This window comes from Streptomyces sp. NPDC002680, assembly GCF_042889145.1.
Lineage (GTDB): Bacteria > Actinomycetota > Actinomycetes > Streptomycetales > Streptomycetaceae > Streptomyces > Streptomyces adonidis.
In genome coordinates this window covers 351,997-375,403 of the sequence record NZ_JBIAQP010000003.1, presented here as the reverse complement: position 1 = coordinate 375,403, position 23,407 = coordinate 351,997, and the positions used below count along the sequence as shown (strand labels likewise).

General features: G+C 68.9%; 26 protein-coding genes and 1 pseudogene. 15 read left to right on the top strand and 12 right to left on the bottom strand.

Features of this window, described 5'->3' with window-relative positions; translation table 11 throughout:
• Positions 1 to 27: 27 nt before the first annotated feature.
• Positions 28 to 321: a hypothetical protein gene (locus ACFYXF_RS11390; RefSeq protein ID WP_389349291.1), complete on the top strand. Its 294-nt coding sequence runs from the start codon at positions 28 to 30 to the stop codon at positions 319 to 321.
• Between the two features lie 67 nt (positions 322 to 388).
• On the opposite strand, the gene ACFYXF_RS11385 is transcribed toward ACFYXF_RS11390, so the two are convergent.
• The 8 genes from ACFYXF_RS11385 to ACFYXF_RS11350 form a co-directional block, all read right to left on the bottom strand.
• A complete protein-coding gene (locus tag ACFYXF_RS11385; RefSeq protein ID WP_389349290.1) occupies positions 389 to 1,033 on the bottom strand; it encodes a LuxR C-terminal-related transcriptional regulator in 645 nt (214 codons plus the stop codon).
• Positions 1,034 to 1,217: 184 nt separating this feature from the next.
• Positions 1,218 to 1,655 carry an SRPBCC family protein gene (locus tag ACFYXF_RS11380; RefSeq protein ID WP_389349289.1) on the bottom strand — a complete coding sequence of 146 codons (438 nt, stop codon included), beginning with the start codon at positions 1,653 to 1,655 and terminating at the stop codon, positions 1,218 to 1,220.
• Positions 1,656 to 1,724: 69 nt separating this feature from the next.
• Positions 1,725 to 2,126 carry a RidA family protein gene (locus ACFYXF_RS11375; protein ID WP_389349288.1) on the bottom strand — a complete coding sequence of 134 codons (402 nt, stop codon included), beginning with the start codon at positions 2,124 to 2,126 and terminating at the stop codon, positions 1,725 to 1,727.
• Positions 2,127 to 2,157: 31 nt separating this feature from the next.
• The gene (locus tag ACFYXF_RS11370; RefSeq protein WP_389349287.1) at positions 2,158 to 2,901 is read right to left on the bottom strand and encodes an SDR family oxidoreductase; all 744 of its coding nucleotides are present in this window, start codon (positions 2,899 to 2,901) and stop codon (positions 2,158 to 2,160) included.
• Between the two features lie 35 nt (positions 2,902 to 2,936).
• A complete protein-coding gene (locus ACFYXF_RS11365; protein ID WP_389349286.1) occupies positions 2,937 to 4,049 on the bottom strand; it encodes an NADH:flavin oxidoreductase/NADH oxidase in 1,113 nt (370 codons plus the stop codon).
• A 181-nt stretch (positions 4,050 to 4,230) separates the two neighbouring features.
• Entirely contained in the window at positions 4,231 to 4,896 is a 666-nt protein-coding gene (locus tag ACFYXF_RS11360; protein WP_389349285.1) for an NAD(P)H-binding protein, read from the bottom strand.
• A 35-nt stretch (positions 4,897 to 4,931) separates the two neighbouring features.
• Positions 4,932 to 5,330: a Rid family hydrolase gene (locus ACFYXF_RS11355; protein ID WP_389349284.1), complete on the bottom strand. Its 399-nt coding sequence runs from the start codon at positions 5,328 to 5,330 to the stop codon at positions 4,932 to 4,934.
• A gap of 88 nt (positions 5,331 to 5,418) precedes the next feature.
• On the bottom strand, positions 5,419 to 6,093 hold the full coding sequence (locus tag ACFYXF_RS11350) for an SDR family oxidoreductase (RefSeq protein ID WP_389349283.1): 675 nt from the start codon (positions 6,091 to 6,093) through the stop codon (positions 5,419 to 5,421).
• A gap of 146 nt (positions 6,094 to 6,239) precedes the next feature.
• Here ACFYXF_RS11350 and ACFYXF_RS11345 point away from each other — a divergent pair, with 146 nt between their 5' ends.
• Both ACFYXF_RS11345 and ACFYXF_RS11340 read left to right on the top strand, forming a co-directional pair.
• Entirely contained in the window at positions 6,240 to 6,890 is a 651-nt protein-coding gene (locus ACFYXF_RS11345) for a GntR family transcriptional regulator (protein ID WP_389349464.1), read from the top strand.
• Between the two features lie 28 nt (positions 6,891 to 6,918).
• Positions 6,919 to 7,530 carry a phosphoribosylanthranilate isomerase gene (locus ACFYXF_RS11340; RefSeq protein ID WP_389349282.1) on the top strand — a complete coding sequence of 204 codons (612 nt, stop codon included), beginning with the start codon at positions 6,919 to 6,921 and terminating at the stop codon, positions 7,528 to 7,530.
• Between the two features lie 192 nt (positions 7,531 to 7,722).
• Here ACFYXF_RS11340 and ACFYXF_RS11335 read toward each other — a convergent pair whose 3' ends face one another.
• Positions 7,723 to 8,568 carry an LLM class F420-dependent oxidoreductase gene (locus tag ACFYXF_RS11335; protein WP_389349281.1) on the bottom strand — a complete coding sequence of 282 codons (846 nt, stop codon included), beginning with the start codon at positions 8,566 to 8,568 and terminating at the stop codon, positions 7,723 to 7,725.
• Positions 8,569 to 8,732: 164 nt separating this feature from the next.
• Between ACFYXF_RS11335 and ACFYXF_RS11330 the strand changes: the two genes are divergently transcribed.
• Positions 8,733 to 9,674: an AraC family transcriptional regulator gene (locus ACFYXF_RS11330; RefSeq protein ID WP_389349280.1), complete on the top strand. Its 942-nt coding sequence runs from the start codon at positions 8,733 to 8,735 to the stop codon at positions 9,672 to 9,674.
• 160 nt (positions 9,675 to 9,834) lie between these two features.
• On the opposite strand, the gene ACFYXF_RS11325 is transcribed toward ACFYXF_RS11330, so the two are convergent.
• On the bottom strand, positions 9,835 to 10,806 hold the full coding sequence (locus ACFYXF_RS11325) for an LLM class flavin-dependent oxidoreductase (protein ID WP_389349279.1): 972 nt from the start codon (positions 10,804 to 10,806) through the stop codon (positions 9,835 to 9,837).
• 226 nt (positions 10,807 to 11,032) lie between these two features.
• Here ACFYXF_RS11325 and ACFYXF_RS11320 point away from each other — a divergent pair, with 226 nt between their 5' ends.
• The 4 genes from ACFYXF_RS11320 to ACFYXF_RS11305 all read left to right on the top strand — a co-directional run bounded on the left by ACFYXF_RS11320 (position 11,033) and on the right by ACFYXF_RS11305 (position 14,624).
• Positions 11,033 to 11,740: a TetR/AcrR family transcriptional regulator gene (locus ACFYXF_RS11320; RefSeq protein ID WP_389349278.1), complete on the top strand. Its 708-nt coding sequence runs from the start codon at positions 11,033 to 11,035 to the stop codon at positions 11,738 to 11,740.
• A 92-nt stretch (positions 11,741 to 11,832) separates the two neighbouring features.
• Positions 11,833 to 12,810, top strand: a complete 978-nt coding sequence (locus tag ACFYXF_RS11315; RefSeq protein ID WP_389349277.1) for a VOC family protein — start codon at positions 11,833 to 11,835, stop codon at positions 12,808 to 12,810.
• Between the two features lie 67 nt (positions 12,811 to 12,877).
• Positions 12,878 to 13,822, top strand: coding sequence for a cyclase family protein (locus tag ACFYXF_RS11310; protein WP_389349276.1), 945 nt, complete (start codon positions 12,878 to 12,880; stop codon positions 13,820 to 13,822).
• Between the two features lie 16 nt (positions 13,823 to 13,838).
• A complete protein-coding gene (locus ACFYXF_RS11305; protein WP_389349275.1) occupies positions 13,839 to 14,624 on the top strand; it encodes an SDR family NAD(P)-dependent oxidoreductase in 786 nt (261 codons plus the stop codon).
• A gap of 234 nt (positions 14,625 to 14,858) precedes the next feature.
• Here the strand turns inward: ACFYXF_RS11305 and ACFYXF_RS11300 are convergent, their stop codons facing one another.
• Complete coding sequence (locus tag ACFYXF_RS11300; RefSeq protein WP_389349274.1) at positions 14,859 to 15,932, bottom strand: alkene reductase; 1,074 nt, start codon at positions 15,930 to 15,932, stop codon at positions 14,859 to 14,861.
• Between the two features lie 117 nt (positions 15,933 to 16,049).
• Between ACFYXF_RS11300 and ACFYXF_RS11295 the strand changes: the two genes are divergently transcribed.
• Together ACFYXF_RS11295 and ACFYXF_RS11290 are read left to right on the top strand one after the other, a co-directional pair.
• Positions 16,050 to 16,427 carry a MerR family transcriptional regulator gene (locus ACFYXF_RS11295; RefSeq protein ID WP_389349273.1) on the top strand — a complete coding sequence of 126 codons (378 nt, stop codon included), beginning with the start codon at positions 16,050 to 16,052 and terminating at the stop codon, positions 16,425 to 16,427.
• 164 nt (positions 16,428 to 16,591) lie between these two features.
• Positions 16,592 to 16,801, top strand: a pseudogene (locus tag ACFYXF_RS11290) (sporulation protein); the annotation flags it as partial.
• A gap of 13 nt (positions 16,802 to 16,814) precedes the next feature.
• On the opposite strand, the gene ACFYXF_RS11285 reads toward ACFYXF_RS11290, so the two are convergent.
• Entirely contained in the window at positions 16,815 to 18,722 is a 1,908-nt protein-coding gene (locus ACFYXF_RS11285) for a hypothetical protein (RefSeq protein ID WP_389349272.1), read from the bottom strand.
• A 403-nt stretch (positions 18,723 to 19,125) separates the two neighbouring features.
• Between ACFYXF_RS11285 and ACFYXF_RS11280 the strand changes: the two genes are divergently transcribed.
• The 5 genes from ACFYXF_RS11280 to ACFYXF_RS11260 all read left to right on the top strand — a co-directional run bounded on the left by ACFYXF_RS11280 (position 19,126) and on the right by ACFYXF_RS11260 (position 23,333).
• Positions 19,126 to 19,539, top strand: a complete 414-nt coding sequence (locus tag ACFYXF_RS11280) for a hypothetical protein (RefSeq protein ID WP_389349271.1) — start codon at positions 19,126 to 19,128, stop codon at positions 19,537 to 19,539.
• Between the two features lie 29 nt (positions 19,540 to 19,568).
• A complete protein-coding gene (locus tag ACFYXF_RS11275; RefSeq protein WP_389349270.1) occupies positions 19,569 to 21,593 on the top strand; it encodes a hypothetical protein in 2,025 nt (674 codons plus the stop codon).
• Positions 21,590 to 22,381, top strand: coding sequence for a hypothetical protein (locus tag ACFYXF_RS11270; RefSeq protein WP_389349269.1), 792 nt, complete (start codon positions 21,590 to 21,592; stop codon positions 22,379 to 22,381). Before ACFYXF_RS11275 ends, ACFYXF_RS11270 begins: the two co-directional genes overlap by 4 nt.
• On the top strand, positions 22,378 to 22,740 hold the full coding sequence (locus ACFYXF_RS11265) for a hypothetical protein (RefSeq protein ID WP_389349268.1): 363 nt from the start codon (positions 22,378 to 22,380) through the stop codon (positions 22,738 to 22,740). The genes ACFYXF_RS11270 and ACFYXF_RS11265 overlap by 4 nt, the downstream gene beginning before the upstream one ends.
• A 227-nt stretch (positions 22,741 to 22,967) precedes the next feature.
• Entirely contained in the window at positions 22,968 to 23,333 is a 366-nt protein-coding gene (locus ACFYXF_RS11260) for a hypothetical protein (protein WP_389349267.1), read from the top strand.
• Positions 23,334 to 23,407 lie beyond the last annotated feature (74 nt).

Genomic DNA, 23,407 nt, shown 5'->3' with positions numbered 1-23,407 from the left:
CAGACACTTGGATCAAGGGGGTTCGGCATGCCCACTCGCACCCCTCGCCGTCGCCCTTCACTCAAGTCCGGCATCGGTTTCGGTATAAGTACCGGTACTGCTTCAGTCAACAGCGCGTGGAAAGTGCAGATCATCAACGCCAATATCCCCTCGGGAACTGGCAGTGTGAAGCTCGAAATCCCGGCCTCGGGAGCCACCGCCTGCGCGAAGCTCAACACCAGCTCGAAAACCACCGATACAGGGACGGTCATCCACGCGGACGTCACCTGGAACCTGAGTACAGGTTCCAGGCAGATGACGACGTCCGCGAGAACAACCTGAACTGCACGACTGTCGCACGCGGAGTTGCCAAGGCCGAGCACGCTTTCCGCTTCTGCAGCTGAACAACTCAGCGACCGCGAGGCCCTGTGGCTGCCGGCTGTCCGACCCAGTGCAGGACTGCCTCCGACTGGCGGCGCACCCCGAGCTTCGAGTAGATGCGGCTCAGATAGTTCCTGACCGTCTTGTCCGTGAGGAACATCTCCTGGGCGACCTCACGGACCCCGAGTCCCGCAACGAGCAGATCCATGACCTGCCGCTCACGCGGGGACAGTCGAGGAAGCCGGTCCGGTGACACCGCCCCGGGTCTGCCGTGCGGCACCTTCGGCTCCGCGTGCCCTGTCTCCGCGTCCCCACGCGCCCTGCACGCGACTCTGACCTGTTCGGCGGCGACCACCGGGTCCAGGATGCTGGCCCCCCGGGACGCACACAGCAGTGCCTCGGCGAGCAGGAACACATACTGGTTCTCCAGCAGATAACCGACAGCCCCGTGGTGCAGCGCCAGGGACACATCGTCCCAGTCGAGTCCGGGCGCGAGGACCACTGCGGGCGGCAGTCCGCCTTCGGTCTCGGCCGAGAACCGGCGCACGCTCTGCCCCATGCAGTCCCCGTAGAACAGCACGACGTCGTCACTCGGGCGGATCTCGTGCGGTTCACGGACCAGCCGGGCGCACACCCCGGTGAGGTGGATCGGCCTGCGCCCCTGCGGGTTCACCAGGGCGACCGACAACGATCGCGCGGGGGATACACCCGATCGGGCAACGAAGTGACAACACACAACGGCTCCATGTGGGAGGAACTTTCAGCGGACGTCGCGTTGAGGACGTGTTGGAAGGCTTCGTGGATCTGGTCGGCACGAGCGAATGGTGCTGATGGGGTGGGGAGCCAGGAGGTCCCGGTCAGTGCACGGTCTTGTGCAGGGCTGCGATCGCGGGTGCGTAGGCCCCTTCGGTGATGGCGGCGACGGCCTCGTCGGGGGTGTGCCCGTCGGCGGCGTCGAAGGTCGCGGACCAGGTGAGGAAGGCTCCACCGCTGTCGGCGACGGGCCAGACCTGCAGGGTCGAGCGGTAGCCGCGCACCGGCAGGGGCGAGTCGATGATCTCGTACGTCAGAGAGTGGCGCGCGTCGTCGAGAGCCACGAGCCGCTCCCGGAACGTACTGCCGTCGGCGCCGGTGAGGACACGCACCGCGCCCGGCGCGAACTCGCCCTCGCCTTCCACGAGTTCGCTGGACCGGATGGCCGGGTGCCAGGTGGGCAGACCGTTGAACTGCCGCAGGACGGACCACAGTTCATCTGCGGAGCTGGTGAACACGGAACTCCAATAGGCCTCAGCCATGACTACTCCTGGGAACTGTTCGGGTGGGCGACGGCACCCTGGGGGTGCCGTCGCCGACTGGCGGTGGCCTCAGGCGGGCAGGCGCGTGTCGAGGACGAAGCTGATCTCGATGAGCTGGCCCGGGAAGAACAGCGAAGCGACGCCCACCGTGCTGCTGGTCGGGCGGTGGGCGCCGAAGTAGGCGAGGTTGGCGGCGGCCATGGCCATGTTGTGTTCGGGCAGGTTCACCACGAACTGGGTCTCGGAGATGACCTGGTTGCGGGTGGCGCCGTAGTGGGCCAGGACCTTCTCGAAGTTGGCGTACACCTGCTTCAGCTGGGCGTCGAAGTCGTCCGGGTGGAGGAATTCGCCCTTCTCGTCGTGGGAGAGCTGGCCGGAGACGTAGATGGTGTCGCCGGACCTGATGGCCTGGGCGAAGCCGAAATCGTCCTCGCCGGAGACGTTGTGGCTGAAGGAGTCGATGGTGGTCATGGTGTTGCTCCTGTTATTGGGGGGGGTTCGGTTACCAGTTCTGGCGGGTGGGGGAGATGATCAGGTCGTTGACGGTGACATCGGCCGGCTGGTCGAGGGCGTAGACGACGGCGTCGGCGACGCTCTGCGGGGTGATGGCGATCTCGTTGAGCTGCTTGGCGGCCAGCCTGCCCACGGGGTCGGTGACCTTGTCGGCCCAGCCGGTGTCGATGACGCCGGGGCTGATGGTGCTGGCCTTGATGCCCTCACGGACGCCGAGTTCCCTGCGCATGCTCTCGGTGACGGCCTGGACGAAGAACTTCGTGGCGCAGTAGACGCCTGCGCCGTCGCCGACCTGGTGGCCGGCCACGGAGTCCATGTTCAGGATGTGGCCGGAGTTCTGCCGGAGCATCACGGGCAGGACCGCGTGGATGGCGTTGAGGTAGCCCCGGATGTTGACCTCGATCATCCGGTTCCAGTCGTCGAGCGCGCGGTCCTTCCAGAACGAGAACAGCATCAGGCCCGCGTTGTTGACCAGGACGTCGATGCCGCCGTAGGTGTCGACCGCGAAGTCGGCCAGCGCCTGGACCGCGTCGGCGTCCGTCACGTCGGTGACCCTGGCCGTGACGGTGCCTCCGGCCTTGTGGATGTCCGCGACCAGCTTGTCGAGCCCGTCCTGGTCGCGGGCGGCGGCGACGATTTTGGCGCCACGCGCCGCGAGAGCCTTGGCGGAGGCGGCGCCGATGCCGGAGGAGGCGCCGGTGATGACGACGACCTTGCCGTCGAGGTGGTTCATGAAGGGTGTCCTTTCAGGTGGTCCGGGGGCGAAGGTCAGCGCTTGGTGCGGCGTCGTACGACGTAGGCGTACTGGTCCGGCCAGCGGGTCTCGGCGCCGAGTTCGAGCGCGGCGTGCTGCGGCCAGTAGGGATCGCGGAGCAGTTCGCGGGCGAGCAGGACGGCGTCGGCCTGTCCGCCGGCGACGATCTCCTCGGCGTGGCGGGGGTCGGTGATCATGCCCACGGCGCCGGTGGCAAGGCCGGTCGCGGTGCGGGCCTGGGCTGCGAAGGGGACCTGGTAGCCGGGCCCGGTGAGGATGCGGGCATCCGGGACCATGCCGCCGGAGGACACGTCGAGCAGGTCCACGCCGTGCGCCTGGAGCTCCTTGGCGAGGCGGACGGTGTCGTCGCCCGTCCAGCCCTCGCGGTCGTCCTCGGCGTTCTCGGTCAGCCAGTCGGTGGCCGAGGTGCGGAAGAAGACCGGCAGTTCGTCGGGCCACACGGCGCGCACGGCGTCGACGACTTCGAGGGCGAAGCGGATGCGGTTGTCGAAGCTGCCGCCGTAGGCGTCGGTGCGGTGGTTGGAGGCCGGGGACAGGAAGGAGTTGATCAGGTAGCCGTGGGCGCCGTGCACTTCCGCGACCTGGAAACCGGCGGCCAGCGCGCGCTCGGCCGAGGCGGCGAAGTCCCGTACCAGCTGCTGGATTTCGTCGACGGTCAGCTCGTGCGGAACGGGCAGCCCGTCGAAGGCGACAGCGCTGGGCGCCACGGCCCGGTAGCCGCCCTCCACCTCGGGCAGGTACCGGTCGCTGAGCCAGGGCTTGTCGACCGACGCCTTGCGGCCTGCGTGGGCGAGCTGGACGGCCGGGACCGAACCATGGGCCTTGACGGCCGCGGTGACCCGGGCGAACGCCTCCTGCTGGCGGTCGTTCCACAGACCGAGGTCCCACGGGCTGATACGCCCATCGGGACGGACACCGGTGGCCTCGGCCATCACCAGCCCGGCACCACCGGCCGCCCGCGAGGCGAGGTGGGTGAGGTGGAAGTCGGTCGGTGCACCGGTGTCCGGCCCGTCGGAGGCGGCGGAGTACATGCACATCGGGGACATCCAGACCCGGTTGGGTATCTCCAGCGACCGCAGGGTCAGCGGGGTGAACAGGGCGCTCACGGGTGGTGCTCCTCAGGGTGGGGGGCTTGCTCGGCCACGGACGGTGGCCCGCCTTTCGGGTGTTATGGGGGGGGTATGCAAGGTTCTGCGTTCGGCCGCCGGGTGTACCGAGGTGTGTCGGCCGTGCCGCTGTGGGCACCGCCCGCCGTGAACGGGCGGATGAGCGCGGCGGGCGGCTCGTTCAGCGCGGGGCGAGAGCCCGTACGGCGTCCGCGATCAGCGTGCCTCCCGCGATGACCTCGAGCGTCCGGCCCTCGCTGCCGGGTACGTCGAGCAGGGCGACCAGTACGGCGGCCACGTCCTCACGGGTGATGCCGCCAGCGTCGGTGACATCGGCGAGCGTCACCCGGCCGGTGGCCTCGGCGTCCATGAGCAGCCCGGGTCGTACGACCGTCACGGCCAGCGCGGTTCGGGCGCGCACCGCTTCCTCGGCGGCGGCCTTGGCGCGCAGGTAGGCGCGGAAGACCGGGTCGGGGGCGTCGTCCCGTGCCCGCAGGTCGGCGCCCATCGCGGAGATCAGCAGGTAGCGCCGTACTCCAGCGGCCTCGGCGGCGTCCGCCAGCAGGATCGCTGCATCGCGGTCGACGCTCTCCTTGCGCGCGGCCGCGCTGCCTGCTCCGGCTCCCGCCGCGAACACCACGGCGTCCGCGCCGTCCAGGTGCTTCGCGACGTCCTCGGCCGAGGCGCTCTCCAGGTCCACGACCAGGGCTTCCGCGCCTGCCACCGCCAGGCTCCTGGCCTGGTCCGGGTCACGGATCAGGCCGGCGACGGAATCCCCCCGCGTGGACAGGAGTCTTTCCAGGATGAGGGCGATCCTGCCGTGCCCTCCGGCGATGACAACACGCATGTGTCCGGCTCCTCCTTGACTCTCCTGGCCTGATGTCAGGCGTCGGCACGCAGGTCGACGACGACGTTGATCTCGAAGAGCTGGCCGGGAAAGACCAGTCCGCCGACGCTCAGGCCGGTGGTGGCGGGGCGGTGGTCGCCGAAGTACCCCACGTGGGCGGCGGCGAGGGCGTCGACGTACTGGCTCAGGTTCACGACGAAGACGGTGTCCTGCACGATCTGCCTGCGGGTGGCGCCGAAGTTGGCCAGGACCTTGTCGAGGTTGGCGAAGGACTGCTTGGCCTGGGCCTCGAAGTCACCGGCGTGGAGGAAGGTGCCGTCCTCGTCGTACGAGAGCTGGCCTGCGACGTAGATCGTGTCGCCGACCTTGACCGCCTGGGAGTAGCCGAAGACCTGCTCCGCGCCGATGTCGAAGCTGAAGGACTGGGTCGTCATGGTCTTTCTCCTCTTGATTTCTGGTTCTTGATCGGGGTGATCGGGGTGATCGGGTGGGGATACCGGGGGCCGTGCGGACACCCGGGGTTCAGGGAGCGCGTCGGCCGGTCGTCGAGGTCACGAGCTCGGCGACCGCGTCGGCGACGGGGGTCTCGCCGCCGGTGAGCTCGACGATGACGTGGTTCAGGTCGGGCTCGTGGAGCGCGGCGTCGATGAACGCCGCGACGTCGTCGCGGTGCACGTCGCCGTACTCGATGGCCTGGCCCGCGGTGACGCGGCCGGTGCCGGGCTCGTCGAGGAGCGTGCCGGGGCGGACGATGACCCAGTCGAGGCTGGTGCGGGTGAGGTACACGTCGGCGGTCTTCTTGACCCGCATGTAGTGCTCGAAGCCCTCGCCGGCCTCGCCGCCGCGCAGGGCGTCCGGGAAGACGGAGACGAGCACGAACTGCGGGACCCCGGCACGGACGGCCGCGTCGGCGGCCTTCTCCAGGCCCTTGCCGTCGATCAGGGTCGTCTGCTCCCGGCCGGTGCCGTGGGCGCCGGCCGAGAACACGACGGCGTCGTGACCGACGAACTTCTGCGCCAGCTCCTCGACGGAGTCCTCGATGAGGTCCCCGAGGAGCGGACCCGCGCCGGTGGCGCGCACGGTGTCGGCCTGGGCGGGGTTGCGGTGCATACCGGTGACCGCGTCGCCGCGGTCGGTGAGCAGGCGGGTGAGCCTGCTCCCGATACCGCCGGCCGCACCGATCTGGAACACCTTCATGAGGGACCACCTCTCTTGGACTCGGACCTTCTGACCTCGGGTCTTCTGGGCCCTGGAGTACTTGTCCCAATGTTGACATTGGGACAACGACTGAATGTTAACATTAGAACATCGAGGAGGTAGAAATCATGAGAAGCCAGGGCGGGGTGGCCCCCGCACGGCGCAGGGGTCTGGCCGACGAGGTCGCGGACCGTATCCGGGAGGCGATCTTCAGCGGGGCCTATGCCCCCGGTGCGCAGCTGCGTGAGGTGGAGTTGTCGGGCGCGCTGGATGTCAGCCGCGGTCCGGTGCGCGAGGCGTTGCGGCTGCTGGAGCGTGAGGGCCTGGTGCACTGTGCGTGGCACCGCGGCACCACGGTGACGGCGCTGTCCGCCGAGGACGTCGCGGAGCTGGACAGCCTGCGCGGTGCGCTGGAAGAGCTTGCCGTGCGGCAGGTGATCGCCCACGCGTCGGACGAGGACCTGGCCGCCGTGGAAAAGGCGGCGGGCCTCATGGAGCGCACCACGGACGAGCACGAAATGGTGCGCCTGGACATCGCCTTTCACGACGCCGTCTTCGCCGCCGCCGGACATCTGCGGCTGCAGGACGCGTGGGAGGCCATCCGCTGCCAGGTCCACCTGTTCCTGCTGACCCGGATCACCCACAGCACCGAGGGCTACCTCGCGCGCATCCCGGAGGAGCACCGCGAGCTCGTCGCCGTCCTGCGCGCCCGCGACACCGACGCGGCTCTCAGGCTCTTCGCCGCACATCGCCGGCTCGCCGTCGACGTGGTCGCCGGAACCATCACCCCGAACTGACCGACGGACGCCGCATCGGAGCACCATTTTGAGCAACTCCCTGTTCGTCAAGATCTGTGGCCTGAAAACCGAGAGGGACGTCGACACGGCCGTCGCCGCGGGTGCCGATGCCATCGGGTTCGTCCTCTCGGACAGTCCGCGCCGCATCGACGCGGCAACGGCGGCCAAGTTGTGCGGTCGCGTACCGGAGAACGTCCTGACCGTCGGCGTCTTCCGAAACGAGACGCTCCAGGACGTACGGTCCCTGGCCGGCGACGCGGGAATCCGCGCCGTCCAACTGCACGGTCCGGAGGACCGCGGCTTTTACGACGGTCTGGCTTCAGGCGGATGGACACTGATCCGCGCCACGGCGTTCGGCGACCCCGTGCCGCGCTATGGAGAGATGGGCGAGGAGATCCTCCTTCTTGACGCCCCCGTCGCAGGCTCCGGCGTCACCTGGGACTGGACCAGGAAGCCTCTGGCCGACCCCGGGGAGAAGTGGCTTCTCGCCGGTGGCCTCACCCCGGGCAACGTACGGACCGCCATCGACGCCGCACGGCCCTGGGGCGTCGACGTGTCCAGCGGCATCGAGCAGAGCCGGGGAGTCAAGGACCCCGCGCTGATCACCGCGTTCATCGAAGCCGCCCGCGCCCGGTCCTGAACGGTCGGACGCGGCAGTCGGACGCAACGCACGGCTCTTCACCCGTACGACGCCGAGCCCATCGAATGCCGATCGCATGCCGCAGTCTTCGCTCCGAACCAGATCTTGCTCATGGTGCTTCTCCGTTTTTGATGGTGCTGACGTTCAAGAGCCCGACGGCTGAGCCGGGCGGGATTCCGGTCGGCCGTGCGGTCAGTCCTGGAAGGTGGCGACCAGCGGTGCGATCCCGTCCAGGAAGCGGCGTACGGTGTCGGCTTCGGCCGGGGGCGCGTACAGCACCGCGCGGTTCACGCCGATCTCCCGCAGCTGGGCCAGGTGCGTGGCGTCGGCCGGGGCGCCGAAGACGGTCACCGGCACTTCGGCGGTCCGTCCCGCCTCGTGCGCCGCCTTGCGCAGCTTGGTGATGCGGTCGGCCAGCTCGGCCACGGGCAGTCCGGCGTGCGGCATCCATTCGTCGCCGAAGTCGAGTACGCGGGCGGTCGCGCGGGGGCCGGAGCCGCCCACCAGTACCGGCGGGCCGGACGGCCGGTGCGGCTTGGGCCAGGACCACAGCGGTCCGAACCGCACGTGCTCGCCGTGGAACTCGGCGACGTCCTTCTCCCAGATCTCACGCATCGCCTTCACCCGCTCGGCCGTCACGCTCCAGCGGCGCGCGGGGTCGGTGCCGTGGTTGGCGATCTCCTCGCTGATCCATCCGGCGCCCACCCCGAACAGCACCCGTCCGCCCGACAGGACGTCCAGACTGGCCAGTGCCTTGGCGGTGACGATCGGATCGCGCTGGGGCACAAGGGCGATACCGGAGCCGACGAGCAGGTCGCGGGTGGCGGCCGCTGCGTAGGTGAGGGCCACGAAAAGGTCGTACATGTGAGAGAAGTGCGCGGGCAGCTCGCCCACCTCGGCGCGGGTGCGCTCGGTGGCGGGCAGATGGGTGTGCTCGGTAAGGAACAACGACTCGAACCCGCGCTCCTCGACCGCCACGGCCAGTTCGTCGGGGCGGACGGCGAAGTCCGCGGGGAACATGGCGATGCCGAGCTTCATGGCTTTCTCCTGGTCGGACGGCGACCGCGCGCCGTTCTGAAGTCGTCGTTCACCCTCGACTCTATGTAGCGATCACAAGAGCATCCATGACAGAAAGGATCAGAAATTTGCCTCAGAGTCTCACCCTCGGATCCTCAGGGTTATTCCGCCGCTAGGGTGCGGGCATGGATGTGCTCGCTGACGTACTGGCCGCCACCGGCCTCAAGGGCGTGCTGCTCGGGCAGCTGCGTTCTCTCGGCTCCGGCTGGGGCTGCGCCCTGGAACAGCTCGACACCGCGGGCTTCCACCTGATCGCCGAGGGTGCCTGCTGGCTGCAGATCGCCGATGCACCACCGATGCAGCTGGTGTCCGGGGACGTGGTGCTGCTGCCGCGCGGTACACCGCACACGCTCATCGGGGCGCCCGACGAGGACGCCCTGCCCTACGCGGAGCTGAAGGCCGCCCACCCGCCGGACCGCAGCGGCGTGCTCAACCTCGGCGGCAACGGTCCGGTCGTCCGGGTGGTGTGCGGGCAGTTCCACTACGCCGGCAGCACCGACGGCCATCCGGTCCTGTCCGCGCTGCCCGAGATCATCCACGTGCCCGGTATGAGCGCGGACCCGCAACTGCAGGGCGTCATACGGATCCTGGCCGCCGAGACGCGGAACGGGCAGCCCGGATCGCGGGCGGTGGCCACACGCCTGACCGAGGTGCTGTTCGTGCTGACGGTCCGCGCCTGGCTCGAACGGGCCGACAGCGCCGACGAGACGGGGCCGTCATGGCTGACGGCCCTGCGCGACCCGCGCATCGGCACCACCCTGTCACTGATGCACGAGGAGCCGCAACGCGACTGGACGGTGGCGAGCCTGGCCCACACCGTCGCGATGTCCCGTCCGGCCTTCGCCCGCCAGTTCAAGGCCGTGGTCGGCCTCACCCCGCTGGCCTACCTGTCCCGCGTACGCATCGACCTGGCCGCCCGCCTGCTGCGCGACACCGCCGACCCGGTCGGCGAGATCGCCCAAGCCGTCGGCTACAGCTCCGAGTTCGCCTTCTCCCGGGCCTTCTCCCGAGAACACGGCATCGCGCCCGGCCGCTACCGGCGCAGCACGTTGGCGGCACGCTCGTAACGGCCTTCGCACCTCCAGGCCGGCCGAAACCTGTCCGCGGACGGACACCGCGGTAGCGCCGGGCGCTGGCCCCGACCCCAAGCAACTCCCTTGCCGCGTCCGGGCGTTGTGAGAAACACCCGGCATGGCGTGGAAGCGCACGGAAGCACGCTCCCGCAGGCTAGGCGAAGGCGGGCAGCACCTCGCACTCGAAGAGGCGCAGGCTCGACCAGGCCAACTCCATCGGCATCCCCCCGCACAGCGGATGGAACTGGACGAACGGGAACGCCGACGCCTTCTGCTCCGCCACGAACTGATCGGGCGTCAGCACCCGGTACTGGCCGGTGGCCCGCAACTCTGCGCTGTCGACGACGGTGCGGAACGGCGCGGCCGCATTGCTCCGGGCCTGCCAGGCACCGTAGGCGTTCGTCTCGTGGAGGAAGAACGGCGCCATCTGCTCCCACCCCTTCTCGGGGTCCTCGGCGAGCGCCACGACGCGGTTCTCGCCGATGGGACTGGCGCCGGGGTCGGGCCGGCCCAGCCGCTGGACCTCGTCCCGGTAGAACTCCCACACCTCGGGTACCGAGGGGACGAACCCGTCCGCGATACGGGCGGCCCGCCGCGCGGCCGGCTCACTGCTGCCACCCATCAGGACAGTCGGCCCACCCGGGCGGAACGGCGCGGGCGTCAGGTGCACCGTGCGGCCCCGGTAGGCGAACGGCTCCCCGGCGAACGCCGCTTTGAGGGTGCTCACCGCCTCGGTCACGCGCCTCGCCCGCTCGCCCATCGGGACGTCGAACATGGCGAACTCCTCGTCCACGTAGCCGCCGGCGGCAATCAGGTCGACCCGTCCCCGGCTCAGGTTGTCGAGCACGATCATGTCCTCGGCCAGGCGCAGCGGGTCGTGGAACGGAGCGATCAGCGCGGCTATGAGAAAGCGGACATCGCTCGTGCGGGCCGCCATCGCCGCGAGCATCGGGATCGGGCTGGGGAGATACCCGTCCGGTGAGCCGTGGTGCTCGGAGACGGTGATCCTCACGCACCCGAGCCGGTCGGCCCATTCGGCCATGTCGAGGGCCGCCGCATAGCGGTCAGCCATGGTCGTGCCCGACATCACCGGATTGCGGAAGTCGAAGCGCAGGGCAAACTTCATGGCTCGACGATACCAGTGATGTTCTCAAAATCGAGAAGGTCATTCTCATGGATGGCATCGAGGACTCGAACATGCCGATCGACGCCAGGTCGACGCCGCAGCGTGCTCGATAACTCGGTCTTCTTAGATTTAAGACAGTTGACTTCACCGGAGCGGAGTGCTTCGCTGTCGGCAGGCGAGAATCTCGTTCTCTCTCACGGGTTGTCTGATTTCCCAAGGGGCTTGTGTGGTCACTCCACCGTCATCGATCCGGGAACAGATCATTCGCACCGCGGAGCGTCTGTTCGCCGAGCGCGGTGTGGACGGAGTGTCGTTGCGGCAGATCGGCGTGGAGGCGGGCAACGGCAACAACTCCGCCGTGCAGTACCACTTCGGGTCGAAGGCGCGGCTGGTCCAGGCGATCTTCGAGTACCGCCTGCCCTACCTGCACCAGCGGCGCAGGACGCTGGTCGCGCTGCGGCGCCCGGCCGATCTCAGGTCGTGGGTCGAGTGCTACGTACTGCCCGTCCTCGAACTGGGCGAGCACGGGGCGGGCAGATATCTGGGTTTCGTCGCGATGCTGCAGCGGCACGGCCACCTGAGTTTCCCGGAGATGCTGCGGCGCCCCGACCAGCAGGACGTCGCCGACGGGATGGACGAGGAGCACCTGGAGAGCGCGCAGCAGTTCCGCGAGCGGATGGGTCTCTACATGACGCACGTTCCCGAACCGCTGCGGACCCACCGGATCGCCCAGTCGATGACGTTCGGCGTGCACGCAGGGGCCGAGCGTGAGCTGGTGCGGGCCGGCGGTGGGGATGTACTGCCGTTCGCCGTACACGTCGTGGATCTGATCGACGGCCTGACCGCGTTTCTCGGGGCTCCGGTGTCGACGGCCGCGCTCGCAGCACTGGAGGGCGCCGACTTCGGCGGGTCGGCCTGGCCGCTGGTGCCGTAGGACGAGCTGAACAGGGGCCGGGGATCCCGACTCCACCGTGCAGGGTCAACCCTCGATGTGGCCATGGCCACATCGAGGAGAAGGAGGAGAACGTGACGGCCGAAGACGGGCCCGCCTCGACGGAGAGCGGCGACACGAAGCACGACCATCGAGTGACGATGATGTACCACCCCAGCCACCATGTCCTCGATCTTGGTGACGCCGAACGCTGGTTCGAGCGCGTTTTCGGGCGCACGAGCACGTCCATCGTCGCGGTGATGGGCGAAGCGCCGGCCGGGTCCGGACGGCGGAACGACTACTCCACCTTCACGCCGATCAGCGACGTTCTCTTCGACACCATCGATCCCCGGCGGTACATCCTGGGTGGCGTGCAGCGCTACCCCTCGGTGGAGCAGCCGCATCTGAAGGGCTTCGGCTGGTACGTGGACGGGGTCGCCGATCTCTACCGCGAGTTGAGAAGCCGTGGCTTCCGGATCGTCAGCCAGCTCGACGAGGTCGCCGAGGGCGACGACCCTCCTACCGCTGGTCCGATGCCGTTGTTCTTCACGGTCGCCGAGGATGCCGGGCTGCGGTACGAGTTCGTGCCACCCATTCCGTTCCCCCTCGATCCGCGGGTCGAGCCCGACTGGGTCCTGCCCGCGGTCTCCGAGGACGACCCGCTCGGGATCGAGTGCTGCTCCCACCACACCGTGCTCACCGACCGGCCCGAACGGGCACTGCGCCTCTTCGTCGAGGTGCTCGGCGGCACCGTGATCCACGAGGGACGGGACGACGTCATCGGGGCCACGAGCATCTACGTGCACCTTGCCGACGCCGTCTACGAACTGGCTACCCCCGACGAGGGCACCGCGGCGCACCTCGACTGGGCAGCGAGCGCTCCGCAGGACACGTACCACGCGATCGCGTTCAAGGTCGTCGATCTGGACCGTGCGGAACGCCACCTGAGGGCTCAGGGCGTGGGCATCGCCACCCGCACCGACGACGCCGTCGTCACCAGCCCCGCCAGCAGCCTCGGCGTGCCGTGGCGTTTCGTCACGGCACTGACGCCGGGAGACCCGCGCGTCCACTGACCACCACTGCTGCCCGGTCGCCGAGGCCGGGTCGGACCGAACAACGCCGTTTGGAAAGAGAGCCGTTGTGAGCGATACGACCATCACCACCAGCTGGCCGCACCACGAACTCGGAAAGAGCCTCAGCAACTGGGGACGGTGGGGCGACGACGACGAGATCGGCACTCTCAACTTCGTCACGCCCGAGAAGCGGGTGCAGGCCGCCCAACTAGTCAGGACCGGCAAGACGTTCGACCTCGGGATGCCGTTCGACAAGAACGGACCATTCCCCGCAGGTGGGTTCCGGGTGAATCCGATCCATGTCATGACCCTCCTGCCGTCCGACACCCAGCAGTCCCCCGACGGGCTCATATCCGCGGACGACATGGTCATCACCGGTCTGCAGTCGGCGACCCAGTGGGACGGTCTCGCGCACGTGGGCTACGGCGGCACCTTCTACAACGGTGTGCCGGCGGCCGTGGTCAACAACTTCACCGGCGCGGCCAGGATCGACTTCCCCAAGGTCATAGACCGTCTCGTCTCGCGCGGGGTACTGCTGGACATCGCGGGCCTCAAGGGCGTCGACCGTCTGCCGGACTCCTACGAAGTCACCGCCGCGGACCTCTCGGCCGCCGAGGAACGCCAAGGCGTGCGGGTCGGATCGGGCGACATCCTGCTCCTGCGGACCGGTTGGTACCGGTGGTTCCTGGAGGGCGACCGCGAGCACTTCCTCGGCAACGCCTCCGGCCCCGGCCTCGACAGCTGCCGTTGGCTGTACGAGCGGGAGATCGCGGCCCTCGCGGTCGACAACTGGTCCGGAGAGGTGTGGCCGAGCACCGTGCCGAACGCGACCATCCCGTTCCACCAGGTGGTGATCCGTGACATGGGTCTGACCCTGGGCGAGATGTTCAACCTGGAGGATCTGGCAGCCGACTGCGAGCAGGACGGCGTCTGGGAGTTCCTGCTGTGCGCTCCGGGCCTCAAGGTGACCGGCGCGGTCGGCTCCCCCGTCACTCCGCTGGCACTGAAGTGAGCGGGCCGACCCCGCCATGAGCAAGCCGGACGAGCTTCTTTCGCTCAAGGGCAGGACGGCGCTGATCACCGCCGGTGCCTCGGGTATCGGCCGCGCTGCGGCTCTGTTGTTCGCCGCCCACGGCGCCCATGTCATCGTGGCCGACATCGACGCCGCGCGCTGCGAGGAGACGGTCGCCGAGATCGGCCGGCAAGGAGGTTCGGGAGAAGCGCACGCAGTCGACGTGGGCGACCAGCAGGCACTGGACGCGTTCCTCGACTCCGTGCGGGCCGGTCATGAGGTCCTGGACGTGCTGTTCAACCACGTCGGCGTCACGGGGCCGCCCGGCCTCGACTTCGACGCGGAGAGCTGGCGCGCCTGCATGACGCTCAACGCCTGGGTGCCGATGGTGATGACACAGCAACTGCTGCCGAGCCTACGGCGATCGCGGGCGGCGTCGATCATCTTCACCGCCTCGACCGCGGGGATCGTGGGCGTACCCGGCCTGCCCGTCTACGCCGCGTCCAAGGGAGCGGTCATCCAGTTCATGAAGTCGGTCGCGTTGACGCTCGCCCCCGAAGGAATCCGGGCCAACGCGATCTGTCCCGGAGGCACCGACACCGCGGGGTTGAGAGCGGCCTTCCAGGAAGGAACCATCGAGTCTTCGCTCGCAGCCATCTCCGCCATGGTCCCGCTGGGCCGGCTGGCGGATCCCCTCGACATCGCGAAAACGGCGCTCTTTCTCGCCGCGGACGCGTCCAGATATATGACGGGCACGGTGATCCCCGTCGACGGCGGAGCCACCGTCGGCGCAAGGTCGTAGGTCTACGGCGGCCGATCCGCCCTGGCGGACGGGGCGGACTGGACCCCTCCCCCCTCGCGCGGGTCAGCCTCGCCCTCGCGAGTGTGCTTGTTGCGGGTCGCGCCTCTGGCGTCCCGGTGACGGTGTTGCCCGACGTGCTGCACGCTCGTGCTTACCAGGCCGGCGGAAGGTGCTCGCGAGCGAAGCTGAGCACCACCGCCCGCGCCCGCTCCGCTCGTTCGCCGCAGCTCGGGGTCAAGCCGTGTACTGGTGGGCCGAGTAGGTCAGGTAGCCCGCGTCACCGCCCTGGTAGTACGTGGCCTCGTCGACGGGGGCGATCGGAAGTCCGACCCGCAGCCGCTCGACCAGGTCGGGGTTGGCGAGGAAGGCGCGGCCGAAGCTGATGAGATCGGCGCCCAGACCGAGCCAGTGGTCGGCGTCGTCCCGGCTGGTCTGCTTCGGTCCCATCGGACGCCCGGGGTTCATGATGAGGGTGCCCGGCCACGCCCGCCGCAGAGCGACGAGCACCTCTTCGTCGGTGCTGCCTTCGAGGTGCACGTATGCCAGCCCGAGGGTGGCCAGTTCGGTCAGCAGCGCGGTGTAGAGCTCGCGGACCTGGGTCTCCTCGACTCCCCAGATTGACCCGCCCGGCGAGAAACGGATGCCGGTCCTGTCCCCGCCGACGGCCTCGACGGTGGCGGCGACAGCCTCGACGGCGAACCTGATCCGGTTGGCGATCGAGCCCCCGTAGCGGTCCGTGCGCAGGTTGGCGTTGGACGAGAGGAACTGCGAGATCAGGTAGCCGTTGGCGCCGTGGAGTTCCACTCCGTCAAAGCCCGCGTCGACGGCGCGGCGGGCGGCTTCGGCGTACGACCGCGCGTGCTCGGGCACTTCGGCGGTGTCCAGCGCGCGCGGCATCGGAGCAGGCTGGAGCCCGGTCGGGGTGAACACGTCGCCCACAGCGGGGACCGCCGAGGGCCCGACCGGTTGCATGCCGATGGTGTCGAAATGTGAGACCCGGCCGCCGTGCATGATCTGGGCGAAGATCCGACCTCCGTTGGCGTGGACAGCGGCGGTCACGGGGCGCCATGACTCGGCCTGCTCGTCGGTGTGCAGTCCCGGTGTACCCGGGTTGGACTGCCCGATCACGCTCGGTTGCGTCCCCTCGGTCACAATCAGCCCGGCTGTGGCCCGCTGGGCGTAGTAGGTCGCCATCGACGGCGTCGCCAGGCCACTGGCCGTGGCCCGGACCCGGGCCATCGGGGCCATGACCACCCGGTTGGGCAGCGTGAGGCCGCCGAGCCGGTAGCTGGTGAAAAGGGTCGTCATATCAGGACTCCTTCACGGTCCGCAGCGCCCGGATGTCGGGCACATCAGCTACGCTAAAACCTCACACTGACGTCAGAGGCAAGCTCCTGTGACATGAGACATGGCCGGGAGGGCATCGTGCGAATCGGGGAACTCGCGTCACGGGCCGGAGTCAGCGTCCGGTCCGTGCGCTACTACGAGGAGCAGGGGCTGCTCACCAGCACCCGCAGTCCCAGCGGACAGCGGCACTACACGGACATCGAGGTCGAGCGGGTCGCCCTCATCCAGCGGCTGTACACCGCGGGCCTGTCCAGCCGCACCATCGCCGAGCTGCTGCCCTGCGTCGACACGCCCGACGAGGCGAACTCCGACTCCGCACTGGAGCGGATGGCGCAGGAGCGCGACCGCCTCTCCACACACATCACCGACCTCGTACGGACCAGGGACGCACTCGACAAACTGATGGCCACGGCCCGGGCATACCGCGAACAGCTGGGGACGGCCGCGGTCGGCTGACTGGTGAGCCCCGGGCCGACGACAACGACTATCGCCGTGAGCAGGAAGGCCTGCACGACCACCTCAGCTGTGTCCTCGCTTGACGCAACGGGGCGGGTGCGGGCGACGACTCAGCGCTCGTGTCCCGGCTGCCAGAGAGGTGGCCCAGGCGCGAACGGACCAGCTGGGACTCCAAGTACGGCGGTGGGAACTGGAAGGCCAACTCGGTCACCGACTGCCTCGACCACCGGGCCGCCCCGCTCCCTCAGGGCAGCTTCTCCGACGAGATCGGCCGCGAACTCTTCTCCGTCACAGCCGAGTTGTCCCGGCTGGCCGGATGGACCGCATTCGACGTCGGCCAGGACGAAGCCGCCCAGTGGCACTTCGTCCAAGCCGACGTCGCCGGTTTCAGCCCTGCTCGCGGGGCGCCTGGCCCTGCGTCGGACGCGGCAGAGCGTCAGCGAGCGGCCGCAGCGCCGCATGCAACAAGTCTGCTTGCCGGGCAGGGCGGCTGGGCCGTAGCCGCATGACGTGGAAGATGTGGTCGCGTACGGCTGAGTTGCGCAGACTGCCGGACTGCTTGCCCCGCAGGATGTCCAGCATGGTGGGTCCGGACTCCTCCTGGATTCCTTCGATCATCTCCAGTTCCTCGAAGTCCACGATCTCCACCGGATCCGTGTCCGGTACCTGCAGCAGCCCGCGGGCCCGGGCGCGTTCACGGATGACGGTGAGGGTGATCGGGTTGACGGGGAAGCCCTCGGGCAGCACGAGCAGCGGCAGGTAGCGGCGGTCGGCGGTGGCGGGCGAGCCGGTGAGCGCGGACTCATCACGGCGCAGGGCGGTGATCGTCGCGTTGATCTGGTCGAGTTCATCGATGAGCTTGTCGATGTCCTCGATCTGCGATTCGTCGGGTACGGCAGTGGCTGCTTCACGCCGCAATTGAGTGGTCGTGACCTCGATGACGATCCAGGTGCCGGGATAGTCGATCACAGCGTCGGCGACACGTTGGCCCTCGGCGGTGTAGGCCGCCTTGAGCTCGGCGTCGTCGTAGACCCGACGCGTGGTGCTTTCGTCGCCGGTGATCCTGTGTAGGACTTCGCTGACGTAGACCTCGCTGAGGTGGCGCAGGGTCGATTCGGCCCGGGCAGCCAACTTGCGGTGGCCGACAGGTCGGCTGTGCTGCGGCGGCGGGAACTTGATGTCCCAGATCGGCAGCCATCCGAAGGCGCGGTGGAGCAGGTGGCGGGGGTCGAGGATGAGGAGCCCGTTTTCGGGCAGGCGGAGGACCGGCCACTGCTGGAACGGGTCGAAGGACCACTCGGTGCGTTGTCCGGGCCGTCCGTTGCGCACCGCATTCCGCATGCCCGGCAGGTCGGTGCTGATCAGCGCCAGGACCGCCTCGACCTGCTCGGCGGGTATGTCCAGGTTGGTCAACTCTCCCGGTGCGATGACGAAGCGGCCGGTGGTGGTGACCATCCACAGATAGCCGGCGACAGCTGCCAGAGCCTCGAACTGGATACCCGTGCTGTCCCGGTAGGCCTGTCTGAGGTCGACGATGCCCGGCTCGCCCTGGTGCTCGGCTGGCAACTGCAGCCAGCGGCGTGCGTATCGGGCCAGGATTCCCGCGACGGACCAGCTGTGGTTGAAGTGCTGGTTGGCGATGAGTTCCCGGCCCAGCGTGCCCGGTTGGTCGCTGATGACGTTCGTGCTGGGGTCGGGAAACCGCCCCATCGTCTGGGTGAGGCCGAACAAGGCGCCCACGACATCGCCCTCGGTGGTGCCCTCGGGAAGCGTGTCCGGCGAGATCTCCATGGCCCTTCGGGCCAGGAGCATGAACGCCTGGGGCACGAGGAGTCGGCGGGACTCGTCCCTGAGCAGGTTCAGAACACGGCTACGGGCCGGTTCGTTGAACACGAGGTCGACAAACCCCCGATCCACAGCGGCAACGGATGCATTGGGGGCGGCCAAGGCGTTGAGGACCATGGCGCAGAAACGCAGAACGCCTTCCAGGGGGAGACGCCTCAGTTCGTTCTCGGTGTAGTCGGTGGACAGCTGGAACCCGAAGATCTCATCCGGGGTGAGGAAGAACGCGGTCAGGTCGATCGGGGCCGTTTCCTGGGACGAGGCAGGGATCCACAACCCGCTGGGGTGTTCGTTCCAACGTGGGACGAGAGCCGTCGCAGTCGATCCCTGCAGCACCGGGTTTCCGGCCGAGGAATCGGCAAGATAGCCGTTCCGCAGGGAGGCAGGCTCGGCGTCGACGAGCATCTCCCTCAGGGTCTCGATCTCCCGGGCAAGGCGGTCTCCGGTGCCCATCGGCGCTCCCGTCGTGCAAATACGGCCGACTGTGGACTGGGCTGCCGACATCCCGATCCAGAGGTCCCAGGATCGACGACCAAGACGGTCCAAGCCAAACGAATAACCCCAGCCCGGCATGCCTGAGTCCCGGGCCTGATCGGCCTCCCGACCTGGGGAGTCCAGACGTCTCCCGGACATCCGTGCTTGCACCAAGGCTGCTCTTCACACCGCGCCGTGGCCCACGGTGGCTCCAGTGCCGGAGCTCCGCAGACCGTCGGTCACTTTCCAGTCGCGTAACGCTATGAACACGCCATGTTGCGTACTGTGCCCATGGCAAGACGATGCGAAGGGAACGGATGGGTCTCGTTACTGCAAAGGCGCAGAGATGGGGGCGGTCTTGGACGTATCAGCGGAATTAGCCATGGCGGGGACGACTGCGGCCTCAGCGTTGGTCGTGGCCATGACGGGGGACGGGTGGAGTGGTTTCCGGGGCTGGCTGGGGCGCTGGTTCGGGCGCGGAGGCGACAGGGCCGCTGCCCGTCAGCTCGATCGGCTGGACCGGGACCGCGAGACGCTCCTGGCTGTGCCGGAGGGCGAGAGAGCGGATCGCGCCGGGGACTTGTCGTCCGCGTGGGCCGTGCGGCTGCAGGACGCGGCGGACGAAGATCCTGAGGCGGCCCAGGAGTTGCTCGCCTACGTGAAGCAGTGGCGGGCGGAGCACCCCGAGACCGCACCGCAGTTGACAGTGGTCCGCCAGCGGGCCGAGGCCAGAGGCAAGTCCCGCATCACGCAGGTCGGCCGTGACCAGACCATCATCAAACCGGAGCGGTCATGAGCGCCGTGGCCTAGCCCCCGGAGGGGCGGGTGCGGCAGGAGGCGGAGGCTTCCGACCACGCCGTGGTCAAGCAGGTGGCCGGGGACTACGAGGAACACCACCACCGCTACGTCCGCGGCTGGGAGTACCTGAGATCCGTTGGCTTCGACGAGGACGAAGTACGCCTCGTAGCGTCGGAGTACGTCCAGGCGGAGCCGTCCGTACCGTCCGTGGAGCGTCAAGTCGCCCGGGCAGTACGGTTGTTGAAGCGTCCGCTCGGTCAGCACAACATTGTCGTGCTGACCGGCGCTGCCGACACCGGCCGACGCACCACAGCCCTGCGCGTACTCCGCGACGTGGGCGTGGAAGCCGAGCATCTGCACAGCTTGCTTCTCGACTGGGACCGCCCCCGTACGGAGCAGCTCCCCGTCACCCCGGGCCACGGATACGTCCTGGATCTGTCCGGCTACAGCAGCCTGCCCGCAGACTTCTACCAGGGCCTCAGCGGCTATCAGAAGGAGGCGGCCGCTGCCGGCTCGTACCTCGTCATCCTCGCCACGACCGGCACGTGGAAGCCCTCGACACTCGCGTCCATCGCCCGCATCGAACACGTACCGCCGTCGGCCCTGGACGTGGCCAAGGCCCATCTGCGGCAGCGGAAGGCCGACCGTCTGAGCTGGCTGGACGAGGGCTCAGAGTTGAGACTCCTGCTGAGCTCCACCACCTCGCCTGCCGATGCGGTCCGCCTCGCGCAGATCATCGCCGAAGCCGCCGACGGCGGCCAGGCGTCGGCCAAGGAAGAGTTCGAGAACTGGCGGGATCACCTCACGAAGTGGTTCAAGGACCACGACGGGGCCGAGCATCTGCGCGACCGTGCGCTGCTCATCGCCATCGCGCTGCTCGACCGGCTGCCGGCCGACGTCGTCATGGCCGCTGCCGACCGGCTCTTCGCTCAGGTGGAGGGAGTTCTGCCGCCTGGTGGCGCCCTGGCGGGACCCGACCTGGCGACACGGCTCGAGATCGTCGGCGCCAAACGGGTGAAGGACGACGGTCTCTCGCTCGACAAGGCGCGCCACGGGCTCGACGAAGCGGTGCTCACTCACGTCTGGGCACAGCGCCCGCACCTGCGCAGCGAACTGCTGCGCTGGGCCTCGGAGATCACTGCGCCGAAGGGTATCGCCGACAAGTACCGGACGCAGGTCGCCGCAGCACTGACCCGCCTGGCGACAGGCTCTGCGGGTCAACCTGTCCTGCGGATCGTCACCGAATGGATCGCCTCGGAAAGCGCCGCGCACCGGCGGCTAGCGGCCGGCGTGCTTGAGAGCACCGCGACACATCCCGGCATCGGTGTGGCCGTCCGCAAGTACCTCTACGACGCCGCCAAGCAGAAGAACCTCAGCGAGGCGCTCGCACAGACGGTGGCCGAGGTCTGCGCGGGCCGACTGGGCCGGACCTATCCACGCGTCGCGCTGACCCGGCTGCGCCTCCTGGCCGGCCGTACCGACCAGCGCGGCGCCCAGGCCGTCGCCCACGCCGTCCGCGAACTCGCGGCCGAACCAGAACTCCGCGATCTGGTCCTCGGGGAGATCGTCGACTGGACCGAGGCCGACGAGGACGTCGTCCGGCAGGCCGGGGCACGCGCGTTCCTGGCCCTGACCGACCTGACCAGCCCGTCGGGCGAGGTGCCGCTCGCCCTGGCGCTCGTGCAGGAGCTGGCCGCGCACAAGGAGACCGGCCTGGAGGACCAGCTCTTCGTACGCGGCTGGCGTGCGACCTGGCGCCACGAACCCTCCGCCGATCAGGCCCTGGAGTCGCTGGTCACCTGGCTGGACTCCCCGGCCGTGCCGGAGGACCACGCTGTAGAGGTCGCCGTGGCCGTTCTCGCGGGACGCCTGCGGGACGCCCGTGTCTCCGAGCTGCTCGTGGGACAGTGCGATCCGGCCGGGCCCGGGCGCACACGGCGCATCGCTGTGCTCAGTCGCCTCCTGCCCGCTGCCCCCGAACCACCACAAGCGCCTGAGCTTCTTGATGAACCGCCCTCCGAGGCAGATGAGTTGACCACATCTGCCGCATGAACCCGTTCACCAGGCGGCACCGGCAGCCGGGACCACCGTCCGCTCCGGCGAGAGTGGCGGCGGTCCCGGCCACCGGGCCGACAGAGAACCTTCTCCTCATCAAGGACGAGCGCATGCCCAGCCGGGTGTCCAGCGTCCACTTCACGGTACGAATCGACGGCGCCTGGCAGCCCCTCGGCGACACCCCGCCACCCCACGGCGACCCGTCGTCGTTCGCCCGCCACCATCTGCGCGCGCATACCGCTCGGATTCTCCGACGCCACTCCGTGCTGGAGACGCCCGCGGCGCAAGACGCCGTGAACGCCACCATCGCGCGTCCGTGGTCCCCGGAGCCGTGGCTCGTCACACGAGGCGTCGTTCTCCTGGCCGTCACAGGCACTGACCAGGACCTGGCCGAGGAACACCTCCGGCGCGCCCAGCACGGTGACCTCGACCGGGAAGAGACCAACCGTCGCGTCGATTTCCTCCAGCTCATCCTGTCCGATCCCGACCGGCGTGCCGTGTGGTGGATCGACCAGTACCCCGACCGCCTCGGCGAACTCGCCCAGCTGTCCAAGGCCGTAGCGGACCTCAAACCACCACGCGACTCCACTCACGACGGCCTGCATGCCGAAGTCACGCGGTTCGTCGATCAGTTACTGACCGACCTCCACACCCCGCACCAGCGCGAGATCTTCCTGCGCGCCCTCACCCAGACCCTGCGCACGCTCGGCAGCACCGACCTCCAGACCACGGCCGCCCGCTGGCTGTCCGGCCACCTCACCGAACCCGGAGTCGACACCGCATGAACGTACGCACCAGACGCTGGCTCCTCGCCCCGGTCCGTCAATGGCGCACCCACCACCTCCTCCGCCGGCACGGCCCGTCCCTCGACTACCCGACCGCCTGGGCCCTCATCACCCTGGCCGGCAGCCCCGACGAATTCGCCTACGTACAACAGGCCACCCGGGAGGCCGGCTTCACCTCCGAGGGCGGCCTCCACTTCGACGACTGGAACACCCTCAGCATGCGAGAACGCACGCGCAGGACACGCTGGCTCGCACGGCACGGGAAGACACCGATTCAGCAACTCAACCTCACAGTAGGGCAGTTGCAGCGGTCCGGGCTGCGTGTCGTGGACTGGGGTGTCCCGAAGGACGACGGCTGACCGCGCCTGGCGACCGACGGGCAGCGGGTCGGCGTCGATCTGCTGTTCCCCGGCGAACCCAGGCGTGGTGACGGCGTACCTGAGCTTGCCTTTGCCGGCGCGCGAGGTGAGGACCATGTGCCGGGGCACGCTGGTACCGATGCCGAAGGCGCGGGTCAACCGCGATGCCTGGCCCCTGAGCGCCCTCCACATGGCCGTGCGGAGGGCGCTCAGGGCATGCTGAAGCCATGGTCCAGGAGCCTTACCCTGACGCCGTGGCCTCCCACGCCGATGTCTTGCGTACGCGATACGCCAGCCGTCTTCCCGACGCGCTCGAAGATCTCGCCGGACCGGCCCACGGGCGGGTCGACCTGCCTCTGCACGTGGCCTGGTCAGGGCTTCGCACCTACGACCTGGACAAGTCTCGGCAGTGCATGAGCCTGTACCGGATCGTGCTCGCAGAAGGGCAGGGCGACGACATCGTCTCCTTCCTGAACCGCGATCTTCTGCTCGCTCAGTGGCCCCGGATGCGAACCATGATCAGCCGTCATGTCCGCGGCGTGTGGGAGGAAGCCTTCCCCGAACTCCAGCCCGGGGAGTCCGCCACCGCATGAATCCCACCGGCAGCCACAGCAGCGGAAGGACGGTGGGCAGACCTCCGTTGCGAGTAGCGCCCGCACGGGCGGCA